This window comes from Paenibacillus helianthi, from assembly GCF_001909055.1.
Classification (GTDB): domain Bacteria; phylum Bacillota; class Bacilli; order Paenibacillales; family Paenibacillaceae; genus Paenibacillus_AQ; species Paenibacillus_AQ helianthi.
This window is the reverse complement of sequence record NZ_LVWI01000045.1, coordinates 19,437-32,467: the sequence shown is the minus strand read 5'-3', so window position 1 is coordinate 32,467 and position 13,031 is coordinate 19,437. Positions and strand designations below refer to the sequence as shown.

The following is a 13,031-nucleotide window of genomic DNA, read 5'->3' as shown; positions in this document are numbered from 1 at the left end:
TTTTTCGTTACATTAGACAGATTGTCTAATTTCAAAAGTGTATTTTCTACACCAGGCAGGAAGCCGGTCATACGTCAAGCGAGGGGGAAGTTTATGGATTGGGAGCTTGTATTTACGATTCGTGATGCGCTGAAAAGACCGCTGTTCGCCGAAGCAGAAATCGCCGGTGGAAGAACCGGCCTGGGCCGGGCCATCCGCTGGGTGCATGTGCTGGAGAGCGCGAGCTTTGAAAGTCTGATCCACGGGGAAGAGATGATTCTGACCACCGGCATAGGGGCAAGCGTCGATCTGCCCTCTTCCTTATCTTTTATGCAGAATCTGATTGATAAGAACGCAGCCTGCTTATGCATTGAGCTGGGAGCCTATTTCAGCAGCATTCCGCAGGAAATGATTGATCTCGCCAACCAGCATGACTTCCCGCTGATCATTTTCACCCGCACGGTACGCTTTGTAGATATCACCCTTGACCTGCATTCCCTCATTATCAACCGCCATCACCGCATGCTTCAGGAGCTAGAAAGTATCTCCCGTGAGTTCCACCGTCTGACACTAACCTCTCAAGGTGCGCTCAAGGTTCTGCAATTATTATGCAAAAGCACCCGCACGCAAATTGTATATATGCAGCCGCAAGGGAAACCCCTGTTCTTCCCGGCGCTCCCGCCCGAGGAGCAGACTCCGCTCCTGAGCTTCTTCGAAGCCTTCGGTGAAGAGATGGAAGGCGTGCAGCCGGATGCTGCCCCTTATATCCGCGACTACGGCCACAAGACGATTGCCCTGAAGCCGGTAGGCGCGCTCGATCAGACCTGGGCTTATATTCTGATGGTCTGCAATCACAAGCCGCAGGAATTCGACTGTCTGCTGCTTGACTCTGCCTCACTATCCATCGCACAGGAGCTGCTGCGCACACGGTATATGGAGGAACGGAAGCTATTCTCGGAGAATCTGTGGGTGGATGAGCTGATTGGCGGACGGACCCAGGATGACAACCGGCTTAAAGGGCTGGTCGGTCCCGACTTCAATATCGTGAATGAGCTGCCGTACCGCGTGTGCCTGATCGAAATCGAAAATCCCCGCGACGTGAAATGGAACAGCTCGGAGAACGACTGGGAGTCGATCACCTTTCACCTGTCGCTCATCCTACGCTCCATCTTCGAGAAATACTCGCTGCGCCCGCTGATTACACTGAAGAATAACCGCCTCACGGTTATCGCCCTTGATATCCAGTCCAAGCTGCCGGGCAAGCTGCGGCTGCAGCAGGCACTGGATGCGCTGCAGCACATCCGTTCCGACGAGAAGCTGAAGGACCTGCAGCTCGTCATCGGAGTCAGCAAGTCCCACCGGGGTCTGAAACACGCCTATGCCGGTTACCAGGAAGCCGTACAGGCACTGTCTCTATATTCTTGTTATCAGAAGTCAATTCTGTTCTATGAAGAGCTCGGCGTCTTCCAGCTACTGCTGAGCCTGAATGACGGCAAGACACTGGAGAACTTCATCCGCAGCTATCTCGGCCCGCTGATCGACCATGATATGGCCAAAGGAAGCGAGCTGCTGCTGACCCTGCGCGTCTACCTCGACCACGACGGCTCGAAACAGATCGCCGCCCGGAATTTGTTCATCGTCAGACAGTCCCTTTACTACCGGCTGGACAAAATCACCGAGCTGCTGGGTGAAGACTTCATGCTTCCGGAGAACCGCATCTCCATCCAGGTCGCCCTGCGCGCCTATCAGCTTCTGTATCCCGAGAAATTCACTCTGCCCAGCTCCCGTTCAGCACAGCTGTAACGGTGTCGAGGATGAACTGGATATCCGCATCGGTGGAGGATAGCGGAGGCGCAAGGGTAAGCACATTATTGAAGCCAGCTACCGTATCGCCGTTTTTGCCGATGATCAGGCCTTTCGCTTTGCATTCGGCAATAATCCCCTTAACGACAGCCAGATCAGCGGGCTGCTTGGTGACCTTGTCCGCTACCAGTTCAATGCCAATGACAAGTCCGAAGCTGCGGATATCTCCCACCAGCTTATGGTTCAGCAGTTCAGCGAATCCGGCAGTCAGCTTCTTGCCCAGAATATCCGCGCGCTCCACCAGGTTCTCCTGTTCCAGGATTTCCAGATTGCGCAAGGCAAGCGCACAGGCTGCCGGATTACCGCCAAAAGTGTTCACATGGCGGAAATGCCCGTAGTCGTCACTGTTGTCCTTGAAGGCCTCGTAGATATCCTTGCGGACGGCCGTTGCCGACAGTGGAAGGTAGGCACTGGTCAACCCTTTGGCCATGGTGATTATATCCGGTTTCACGCCAAAATTCTGATGCCCGAATTTGCGGCCGGAACGCCCGAAGCCGCAGATCACCTCGTCAATAATCAGCAGGACTCCGTGCTTGCGGCAAATCTCCTGAACCCGGTCCAGATAAACCTGGTGCGGCACAATGACGCCGCCGCCGGTAATGACCGGCTCAATAATAACTGCCGCTACCGTCTCCACGCCTTCCCAGACGATCGTATCCTCAATAGCCTGCGCACTCTGAAGGTTGAATTCCTCCACGGTCATTCCCGCTGGACGTCGGTAGCTGTCCGGCGGGGCTACATGCAGAAACCCGCCGCTCAGCGGCTCGTATTTATATTTCCGCTGCGCCTGGCCGGTGGCCGAGAGCGCACCAAGGGAGCTTCCATGATAGCCCCGGTAGCGGGCGATGAATTTATGACGGTAATGCTGGCCGATCTGCTGCTGGTATTGGCGGGCGATTTTGAAGGCTGCTTCATTGGCTTCTGACCCGCTGTTGGAAAAGAAAATAACATAGTCGCCTTCCAGCCATTCATTCAGCTTCTCAGCTAGGGCAATTGCCGGCATATGGCTCTGCGTGAGCGGGAAATACGGCAGGCTAAGGAGCTGATTGTAAGCCGCCTCTGCCAATTCTTTGCGTCCATAGCCAACATTCACACACCACAGGCCGGACATGCCGTCCAGAAACTTGTTGCCGTCAATATCCGTCACCCATGAGCCGCTTGCTTCTACTGCGATCATCGGCGGATTCTTTTCATTGTAAGGGGTAATATTATGCCACAAATACTGCTGATCCTTTTGAATGGCCCGCTCGCTATCGTTCCCCAGGCTTTGCATGGCACTCTCTCCTCTCAACATTCCATAGTAGTCAATAACGTGCGGTAACCATTTTCTTGCGGGTATAGAACTCTACGCCGTCCCTGCCGTTCGCATGCAGATCTCCATAAAAGGATTTCTTGTAGCCCGAAAAAGGGAAAAAGGCCATCGGCGCAGGCACGCCCAGGTTAACCCCCAGCATTCCCGCATCAATCTCTTCCCGGAATTCCCGGATCGCCTTAGCGCTGTCCGTATAGATGCAGGCTCCATTGGCAAAAGGGGACTGATTGGTCACGGCAATGGCCTCGGCCAGATCTTTGACCCGTACCACAGCCAGCAGCGGCGCAAAAATTTCATCCTGCCAGATCGTCATGCCCGGCTGCACACGGTCGAATATGGTCGGCCCGATGAAGTAACCCGCTCCGGCTGCCGCATGGTCCAGTCTGCCGTCCCGCACCAGCTCCGCCTGTTCCTTAATCCCCGTTTCGATATAAGCGATCGTACGCTCCTTGTTCGATTGGCGTATCACCGGGCCAAGAAAGACTCCCTCATCCTTGCCGTCGCCGATCTTCAGGCCATCAGCAGCTTCACTCAGGCGGCTTACCAGCCTATCTGCGATCTCCTCATGCACAACCACCACAGAGCAGGCCATACAGCGCTCACCTGCTGAGCCAAAGGCGGCGGAAATGATGTTTTTGACCGCGTTATCGAGATCGGCATCAGGCAGTACTATGGAATGGTTCTTAGCCCCTGCCAGGGCCTGCACCCGTTTGCCGAACGATGTTCCGTGCTTATAGACATACTCCGCAACCGGCTGGGAGCCTACAAAGGAAATAGCTTTGACTTCCTCGTGCTCGAGCAGACCGTTCACCACCTCATGCGCCCCGTGCACCACATTCAGCACCCCAGGCGGAAATCCAGCTTCCGCAAACAGCTCGGCCAGCCTGTTCATCAGCAGCGGCGTACGCTCGGAGGGCTTCAGGACAAAGGTGTTGCCGCAGGCGATCGCCAGCGGGAACATCCAGCAGGGCACCATCATCGGGAAGTTGAATGGCGCAATGCCGCCGACCACCCCAAGCGGGTACCGGTACATACCTGACTCGACACCGGTAGCAATGTCCGGCAGCTGACTGCCCATCATCAGTGTGGGAATGCCGGCGGCAAATTCCACACATTCAATGCCGCGCTGCACTTCTCCAAGCGATTCCTCCAGGCTTTTGCCGTTCTCCAGCGTGATCAGTCCGGCCAGCTCGTTCCAGTGCTGAACCAGCAGCTGCTGGTACTGGAAGAAATAGCGGGCCCGGCGCGGTACAGCAACCTTTTTCCAGGAAGAGTACGCCTCTGCCGCCGCTTTCACCGCATCATCCAGCTCCTCCCGGCTGGAGAGCGGCACATAAGCGATGACCTCACCGGTCGCCGGATTGAATACTTCTTCCTGCTGTCCGGAGGAGGACTCCACCCACACCCCATTTACGTAGTTCTTTACTTTCTCCGTTTGCCTTACAAGCAGAGACATCTTCTGCACCTCTTTCCGCCTTCTGGGCTGCTGATTATAATAGATGACCGCCCATCCGGCGGTCATCTATAGGAATATGAGTGTATCCGCGTTATTTTGCCGCCATCTCCACAATTTCGTTCGTATAGGCTTCATCCACCTTGGATGCCGTCTTGATGACGCCGAACTTAAGGGCAATATCTGCCGTCTGCTGGAACGCCGCCGCATCGGTATAACCCATTTTGGAAGCGTCGAAGCCTTCCGGCTGAATCAGCTTGGCAACCTCGGTCATCATCGTCAGCTGATGCTCCCGGGTGGTGCTGCCCTTCTCAGCCAGCTTCATGACACTGTCAACCGCCGCTTCCGGATCGGCAATCGCGTCCTTCCAGCCTTTCAGGGAAGCACGGACAAACTTGGCGGCTGTTTCCTTGTTGGCTTCAAGCCATTCCTTGTTGGCGAAGAGGTTGTCTTCCAGCATAGCCACACCTTCATCATTCATGTCGATTACATTCAGATCCTCTGCCTTGATACCCGATTCCAGCACGACCTGATATTCGTTATAGGTCATGGCCGAAGCCGCGTCGATCTCCCCGCCGAGGAACTGGTCCATCGTGAAGCCCTGCTTGGTAAATTTCAGGTCCTTATTCGAATCCAGTTTGTATTTATCGAAGAGTGCCAGAATCTCGAACTCGTTGCCGCCCATCCAGTTGCCGACCTTCTTGCCCTTCAGGTCAGCCGGTCCGCTGATGCCTGCATCCTTCTTTGATACCAGCACCAGTCCGCTCTTCTGGAAGATTTGCGCAATCTGCACCAGCGGCATTTCCTGCTCCTGGCTGGTCAACAGACTGGCGACCCAGTCTACGCCGATATCCGCCGATCCCCCTGCGACCTGCTGCTCCGGCACAATGTCCGGACCCCCGGGCAGAATTTCAACTTTCAGCCCTTCTTCCGCGTAATAGCCCTTGTCCTGGGCTAGGAAGTAACCGGCGAATTGAGCCTGAGGCACCCATTTCAGCTGCAGCTTGACCGTGACCGGATCTGCAGCGGGTTCCGTTGTTGCCGCCGCTTCCGGCGATGCAGAAGCCTCTGTTCCGGCCGTCGCCTCAGCCGCCGGAGCCGCATTGTTATTATTGCCGCCACACCCTGCCAGCAAAGAAATCATCATGATAAACGCCGCTACCAGCACCCCGCCACGAAACTTGCCCTTCTTCCTGTTCATCAAAATAACTCCCCCTACCCGTTTGAGTTTTCATTTCGGCAAAAGCCACAGCATGGTTACCAGCGTGATGCTCTATGCATACGGCCTGCGGAGGGGTTCTCTGTCTCCCTCTTCGCAGGAACCGGATGTAACGAATTCAGGTATCAGGACCGCTGAGAGGAGTGCCACTTGATGAACACCTTCTCCAGCCGCTCCACAATCAGGTAAAAGAGGACTCCGGCAATGGCTGCCAGCACGATACAGGACCAGCCGAGCGGCATTTTGGCCACTTTGATGGAATTGGAGAGCAGGTAGCCGAGGCCCCGCGAGGAGAAGAAGAATTCCCCGACAATAGCTCCGATCATACTCGCGGTAGCATTGATCTTCAGCGCGGTGAACACATAAGGCAGACTGTTCTGGATCCGCAGGTAGCGGAATACCGCCGGCTTGCCGGCTGCATACGAATGCATCAGATCCAGAGCAAGGGGGTCAACCGCAGCCATGCCCTTGTAGGCATTAATAGCCATCGCCGCCATCGTTGTCGCTGTAACAATTGCGGCCCGGGACCCGATGCCGTCCCCGAACCACAGGTTCATAATCGGAGCAAGCGCCACAATCGGCACAGCGTTCAGCGCAGCCACCAGGGTCAGGCTTCCTCCGCCCCAGCGGGGCCAGGCCGTTGCCGCCAAGGCGATCAGGAGGCCGCAGGCCGAACCGATCAGCATCCCCACCACTGCCTCGGTCAGCGTATAGCCGGTATAGGAGAGCAACAGGCTGAAATGATCCCGTATTGCTTCTGCGATGGCCGAGGGCAATGGAAGCTGATATTTCTTGAGATCAAAGAGCTTGTGGAAGACCTGAACCTCCCAAAGGATCAGAAACAGCACACCGGCCAGCAGGGGCAGAATCACACCCGGATTCAGCCATTTGGATGGCCGCCGGGGACTTCGACGTTTATCAGGATCTGTTGTAATTTCGTTGTTAGTTGATGTGATTGGAGCCGTTGCTGCTTCTTTGCCTGATGATGCAATGAATGGTATATCCCGCACAGTAGTATTGCTCTCCATCAGCGGCTGCCCCCTTTCGGACGGAATTCCGGTTGCCATGGCGCTACCAGGCGTTCCACCAGACTCATCAGCCAATAGCTGGCCATCCCCAGCAAGGCTCCAACAAGCACTGTTGACCAGAACATATACGTATGGGAGGGACCGTAATAGAGATTACGCAGCATGATGACACCGATGCCATGCTGTGCGCCCATGAGCTCCACGAGGATTGCCCCGGTTACTGCGAGCGGAGCTGCAATCTTCAGTCCGCTGAAGAGGCCCGGCAGTGCAGCCGGGAAGCGCAGCTTCCAGTACACTGCCCAGGGCTTGGCAGCATAGGAGTGCATAAGCTCCACCGCCGGCAGATCCACGCTCCGCAGCCCGCGGAGCATATTCAGCGCGACCGGAAAAAAGGTGATGTAGCCGGAGATGATAATCCGCGACACCTGTTCGTCGCGCACAATGCCATAGATGATCGGGGCCAGGCCCAGAATCGGAATCATCTGCGAGGCAACCGCATAAGGGAAGGCAAGCTGTTCAATCGTCTTCGAGAGACTCATCAGCACCGCGAGGACCACTCCGGCCACTGCACCGATCAGAAATCCGACACCTGCATTACCAAAGGTGGCTCCCCCCTCCTTCAAGAGCGTGCCGCTGTACTTCCATAAGGTCGCCGCCACTTCATGAACGTAAGGCAGCTTGGATTGGGCCAGCGGCGTCTTCGCCACATTCAGCAGCCACCAGGACACCGCCTCCCATACCACCAGCAGACCGAAGATCCAGACGAACAGCGGCAGCACGCGGTCCCGCATAAACGTACTGTTCCCCTTCATCTCTACACCCCTTCGAAGCTGTCGCGGATATGGGCGATCAGTTCAAAAAACTGCGGACTGTTTCTCATCTCCGCCGTGCGCGGACGAGGGAGTGGAATATCCACAATCGCGGACAGCCTGCCCGGATGCGGAGATAACACGAACACGCGGTCCGAGAGAAAGATCGACTCGGGAATGCTGTGGGTTACGAAAACAATAGTGCTCTGCACCTTGTTCCAGACGGACAGCAGCTCCTCATTCAGACGCTCGCGGGTGAATTCATCCAGCGCCGAGAACGGTTCATCCATCAGCAGGATCTCCGGCTCCATCGACAGCGCTCTGGCGATGGCAACCCGCTGCTGCATCCCTCCGCTGAGCTGCCACGGATATTTGTCTGCGAAGCCCTGCAGGCCTACAAGATCCAGCAGTTCCAGCGCTTTGTCCTCACGTATGGATTTCTTCACACCCATCAGTTCCAGAGGCAGTGTAATATTATGCTTCACCTTCCGCCAGTCATACAGGACCGGACTCTGGAAGACGATGCCGTATTTTTGGGCCAGACGGGCTTCGCGGGCACTCTTGCCGGCCACCGTAACGTCCCCGCCGGTTGGTGTTATAAGATCTGCCATCAGTCTCAGCAGTGTAGTTTTGCCGCAGCCGGACGGGCCGAGCAGAGAGACGAACTCTCCCTTGGCAATATCCAGGCTCACTTGATGCAGCGCAAGCACATCGGCTGTATCGGTCTGGTAGCGCATCTCTACGTTCTGCAGCTGTATTTCAGGAATTCTTGCCGCGACTAATGACATATCCAGCTCCCCCTTCACTCCTGAATCGGATTTTATTTTCTTATTTATGTTATATAACATAACACAAGTTCGCGCATAACGATTACTTTCCTTCATCCATGTAGGATTAACTAACATGTTACACTTTGCTCCGGTGACTCTCACTAGACAAAAAGTAAAATAGCGTCTGAAAAATTCCGTCACTTTGTCTAGGTGGAGCCTATACAGTATTAAAAATTGAGACTTTTTCCGATAAAGTAGGTATATATCATCATGCGGACAACCTTCATACCAATGATTACACGATCTATGATTGATGCTATCTCACTATATCTTTCGACGATTAGGAGACAATCTGCCTATGCTCAACGCTTATGTCCATCCATGGAGGTCTGAACGATGGGATCCATGATTTCGAATTATATTGTGATTGTTGCGATCTCCGGTGTGCTGAATGTGCTGCTGGCTCTTTTTGCCTATTATAAAAGAACCGATTTCGCAGGAACCCGGGCCTTCATCCTCAGCTCCTTCACTTCAGCAGTCTATACCTTCGGCTTCGCTCTGGAGCTGTCGGGCCGGACCATGCCGGAAATCAGCTTCTGGATTAATGTCGAGTATCTCGGACTGCCCTTCATTGCTCCCTCTAGTCTGATTATGATTATGTATTTTGTTGGACTGGAGCGGCTGATCCAAAAAGGGCTGGTTACCTCGCTCTATGTCATCCCCTTCATCTCCGTCCTGCTCGTATGGACCAACGATTATCATCACTTGTTCTATCAGTCAATGCATTTCCGGGAAGGTGCGCCTACACCGCTGATCGATATCGTGATGGGACCCTGGTATATTGTTCAGGGCAGTCTGACTTTTGGCTGTATGCTTGCGGGCATGTGCCTGATTCTCTGGCAGTGGAACCGGATGAAGCGCGTCTACCGCAGACAGCTGTCCATCATCTTCATCGGGCAGTTTCTCCCGGCTCTGGGGGCATTCCTCTATTTAATGGATGCAACCCCTTATGGGATGGACCCCGTACCCGTGATTATGAGTGTAACCTCGACCCTCTATATATGGGCTATTCTTTCCAGAGGTATGCTGACCGCCGCTCCTATCGCCCGCGAGAATCTCTTCGAGAGCATGCGCGACGGTGTGCTGGTTACGGATCTCTCCGATATGCTGGTGGATTACAACCAGGCCGCTATGGACATGCTGCAGGATCTGGATGCCTCAGCCATCGGCAAGCCTTTGGCCCAGCTCTTCCTTCCAGCGGGGCAGGATGCCGTTGACTATGTCATGAACTCCGATCCGCAGCTCAGTGAAGAGCGTGAGCTGGGCTGGAATATCCACGGTGAAACCCGTTATTACCAGGTCAGATCCTCTCCGGTGCAGAAGCACGATGGACATCTGGTGGGAAGGATGATTATGCTGATTGATGTCACGGAGCGGACACTGCTGCAGGAGAAGCTGCTCCAGCTGGCCACCACCGACAGTCTCACCGGTATTTACAACCGGATGCATTTTATGGAGCTCAGCCGACAGCTTTTGGAGGAAGCTTCACTCAACCTGACGCCGGTCTCAGTGATTTTGCTGGACATCGACTTTTTCAAAAGCATCAACGACCGATATGGCCACCATTATGGAGATATGGCACTGCAGCATATTGTAGCCGTATGCAGCAAGCATTTGCGGGAGGGTGATATTTTCGGGCGTTACGGGGGAGAGGAGTTTGTCCTCTGTCTTCCAGGAACCCCGTTGAAGCAGGCCGCTCTGTTATCTGAAGCGATTCGTGAGGATATTGAGCGCAGCTCCGTCTATACAATTTCCGGGTCCATTCATGTAACAGCAAGCTTCGGAGTGGTGGATTCCTCAAGCAAGAACCTCTCTCTCGAAGAACTGCTCTCCGAAGCCGATCATGCCCTATATACCTCCAAGCGAAATGGGCGTAATGCGGTTCACGTATCCAGCGGCTCCTCTATCACCCATTTCACACCGGTATAAGCGGACCCCAATGATTGCCTGCCGGCGGTGCCACAGCAACGGCGTTTCTGCCGTTGTTTCGGGCAAACCCGTCGGCGGCGCTCCAACAACGGCGTTTCTGCCGTTGTTGCGATGCTAAAACCGTCCTTCACTTAACAGCATAGCCGTTGCGAATTTCCAGTTTAGAGTTGCACGGATGGCCTCATTAGACGCGGCGCCGAGCGAATTGGAAAAAGTGAACTTAATTCGTCCTCACCCACTTCTAAGTAAGCACATGTTGGAAAAAGTAGAACTAATTCGTCCGATTTCCTCCCTTTCAGGTGAATTCGCTTAAATTAAGTCTACTTTTTCCTACTATTCTCTCCGCAGAAGGCTTTTTCGTCTGATTAAGTGGACTAATTCCAACATCAGCAGTTCCTCACACGCTACCCCTTTATCTTTCCTAGTAAGTACAAATGTACAAATCCGTCCATGGGACGTTACATTTCCTATAACAACAATAAGACCCCATTTCTAAGCAGGCTTATCGCTTGCAAAGAAACGGGGCTGTTCTGCGTTAGGCATCTGCCGTTAACGCGCATTATTTATGATGGGCTTTATTTACTCATTTACTCCCGGCCAGAAAATACTCCACACCCTGCAACAAATCAGCCGGCAGCTCCTGGAGCTTCAGATAATCCTTCAGCTCCTTCACTACGCGTTCACGGTTATGCCCGAAAACATCCACAATCCGGGCCAGCCGTTCCCACGGTGCCAGATCGGCACGAAATTCCGCTGTGCTCATCGGTACGCCGTGCGATTCCACAACCCACTGGGCATTATAGCCGTAGGCAAGTCCAAGTAAATTCAGAAAGCCTGTGCTGCTATATTGGCGGGGACCACCGTATACGGAAGGGCCCAGGGCATCCCCCAGAAAGAGGACGTTGTCTTCCTTCACGTGAAGAATACAGGAATCTGCCGAATGGTCACCGCCCACATGGCTCAATTCACAGGTGACTCCACCCAGATCCACATTAATGCTCTCCGTAAATACGATATCCGGCTTCACAACCGTTATGTTCCTGTTGTCCCCGTATTCCAGACGAATATGTTGTGCACTCTCTTCACTGAGGGTTCCGGTTAGAACCAGTTCCTCCAGATCATCGTCCGACCAGCTGCGCCCGGCAAGACTACCCAGCACTTCTGCCGTTCCTTCATGGGCAATGACTGGCACCTTCCAGGCGGACATGCCAAAAGAATGGTCCCAATGCCAATGCGTCAGAACGATTAGCTCCGGCTGTCTCATACCGCGCTTGGCCATTTCCTGGCGGAAGAGCTCCGCGTGGGCTGGCGAATTCCCTGCATCCATCAGCAGGGTGCGCCGTTCCCCCGTAATTGCTGCCAAGATAGGCCGGTCGGTCTCATGCTCCGCATGCATGATCAAAATGTGCGGACTGAGTTGCTGAAATTCATGCTTCATGTATAGCTTCCTTTCTGTGTCCACCTTTATGGCAATGAATAGAGATTACTCTGTATCGTATATCTGCTGCATGATTGGGTGATAACAGCTCCCATAACCCTATAACTGGCTCCGCCGCTTGAACCGCAGCTATATTTCCATGTTGCCTGAATTCCAAATATTAATCAACTGCCTGTTGTTTGTGAATAGCGGTTTTCAGTTTAATAAGAGTTAGCCGATTCATTTAAGCACAGTTCGAGCAGAAGAGGGGGAGATTCCATGATCAAAATCGGGCTAACGGGCTTTGGAGATCACGAGGAGCTGTACGGCAAAATTAAACCGGCTGAACGGCTGCCTGTCTATAGCGCTCATTTCCCCATCGTGGAGATCGACAGTTCTTTCTATGCGGTGCAGCCGGTCAGGAATTACGCCAAATGGGTAGCTCAGACCCCGGATGAATTCCAGTTCATCGTCAAGGCATATCAGGGCATGACCGGACACTTGCGCGGTAAAAAGAATTACTTTGATACCTCTGAAGAGATGTATCACGCTTTTCATGCCTCGATAGAGCCTGTACGGGCAGCCGGAAAGCTGGCTATGGCTCTTTTTCAATTCCCGCCCTGGTTCGACTGTACCAAGGACAACGTGGAGTTTCTGCGCGAGGCCAAGGAAAGGATGCTGGATGTTCCCTCCGCAATTGAATTCCGCAACGAATCCTGGTACAGCCCTGAAATGCGTGACAACACACTGGGCTTCCTGGAGAAGGAGGGCTGGATTCATACAGTGGCAGATGAGCCGCAGGCCGGGTCCGGTTCGATTCCAATCGTGCCGGTGTCCACTTCCTCTGATGCAACTTATGTCCGGCTGCACGGACGCAATATCAGCGGCTGGAACCAGAGCAGTCACCCGGATTGGCGCAAGCTGCGCTACCTGTACCGCTACAGCACCGAAGAGCTGACGGAGTGGCGGGACCGGCTGCTGGAGCTTGAAAAAACATGCCGCGAGCTGTATGTTGTGTTTAATAATAACTCTGGCGGAGACGCCACTGACAATGCAAAAGAGCTGCAGTCGCTGCTCGGAATCGATGGCGGCCTGGCTCCGCGCCAGCTGGATTTATTCTGAATTGCCCGGGTGATGCCTGGAGGTCTACATAATCTCTTCCACTCCTTGCTGAAGCACTAAGCGATACAAT

The 13,031-nt window shown here is 54.0% G+C and carries 10 protein-coding genes; 3 read left to right on the top strand and 7 right to left on the bottom strand.

Annotation, left to right across the window (positions count from 1 at the left end):
• Nucleotides 1-93 precede the first annotated feature (93 nt).
• The gene (locus A3844_RS16715; RefSeq protein ID WP_074108001.1) at nucleotides 94-1,782 is read left to right on the top strand and encodes a PucR family transcriptional regulator; all 1,689 of its coding nucleotides are present in this window, start codon (nucleotides 94-96) and stop codon (nucleotides 1,780-1,782) included.
• Here the strand turns inward: A3844_RS16715 and A3844_RS16710 are convergent.
• The 6 genes from A3844_RS16710 to A3844_RS16685 all read right to left on the bottom strand — a co-directional run bounded on the left by A3844_RS16710 (nucleotide 1,748) and on the right by A3844_RS16685 (nucleotide 8,451).
• The gene (locus tag A3844_RS16710) at nucleotides 1,748-3,115 is read right to left on the bottom strand and encodes an aspartate aminotransferase family protein (RefSeq protein WP_074108000.1); all 1,368 of its coding nucleotides are present in this window, start codon (nucleotides 3,113-3,115) and stop codon (nucleotides 1,748-1,750) included. The genes A3844_RS16715 and A3844_RS16710 overlap by 35 nt on opposite strands.
• A 31-nt stretch (nucleotides 3,116-3,146) precedes the next feature.
• Nucleotides 3,147-4,610 carry a CoA-acylating methylmalonate-semialdehyde dehydrogenase gene (locus A3844_RS16705; RefSeq protein WP_074102007.1) on the bottom strand — a complete coding sequence of 488 codons (1,464 nt, stop codon included), beginning with the start codon at nucleotides 4,608-4,610 and terminating at the stop codon, nucleotides 3,147-3,149.
• Nucleotides 4,611-4,701: 91 nt separating this feature from the next.
• Nucleotides 4,702-5,808, bottom strand: coding sequence for an ABC transporter substrate-binding protein (locus A3844_RS16700; RefSeq protein ID WP_074087411.1), 1,107 nt, complete (start codon nucleotides 5,806-5,808; stop codon nucleotides 4,702-4,704).
• Nucleotides 5,809-5,951: 143 nt separating this feature from the next.
• Nucleotides 5,952-6,854, bottom strand: a complete 903-nt coding sequence (locus A3844_RS16695; protein ID WP_074107999.1) for an ABC transporter permease — start codon at nucleotides 6,852-6,854, stop codon at nucleotides 5,952-5,954.
• The gene (locus A3844_RS16690) at nucleotides 6,854-7,666 is read right to left on the bottom strand and encodes an ABC transporter permease (protein ID WP_083606897.1); all 813 of its coding nucleotides are present in this window, start codon (nucleotides 7,664-7,666) and stop codon (nucleotides 6,854-6,856) included. Before A3844_RS16690 ends, A3844_RS16695 begins: the two co-directional genes overlap by 1 nt.
• A gap of 2 nt (nucleotides 7,667-7,668) precedes the next feature.
• Nucleotides 7,669-8,451: an ABC transporter ATP-binding protein gene (locus tag A3844_RS16685; RefSeq protein ID WP_074087412.1), complete on the bottom strand. Its 783-nt coding sequence runs from the start codon at nucleotides 8,449-8,451 to the stop codon at nucleotides 7,669-7,671.
• A gap of 378 nt (nucleotides 8,452-8,829) precedes the next feature.
• Here A3844_RS16685 and A3844_RS16680 point away from each other — a divergent pair, with 378 nt between their 5' ends.
• The gene (locus tag A3844_RS16680; RefSeq protein WP_074107998.1) at nucleotides 8,830-10,422 is read left to right on the top strand and encodes a histidine kinase N-terminal 7TM domain-containing diguanylate cyclase; all 1,593 of its coding nucleotides are present in this window, start codon (nucleotides 8,830-8,832) and stop codon (nucleotides 10,420-10,422) included.
• Between the two features lie 583 nt (nucleotides 10,423-11,005).
• Here the strand turns inward: A3844_RS16680 and A3844_RS16675 are convergent.
• A complete protein-coding gene (locus tag A3844_RS16675) occupies nucleotides 11,006-11,860 on the bottom strand; it encodes an MBL fold metallo-hydrolase (RefSeq protein ID WP_083606896.1) in 855 nt (284 codons plus the stop codon).
• A gap of 258 nt (nucleotides 11,861-12,118) precedes the next feature.
• Between A3844_RS16675 and A3844_RS16670 the strand changes: the two genes are divergently transcribed.
• Nucleotides 12,119-12,961 (top strand): DUF72 domain-containing protein, encoded by an 843-nt coding sequence (locus A3844_RS16670; protein ID WP_074107997.1) that lies wholly within the window; start codon nucleotides 12,119-12,121, stop codon nucleotides 12,959-12,961.
• Nucleotides 12,962-13,031: the final 70 nt, after the last annotated feature.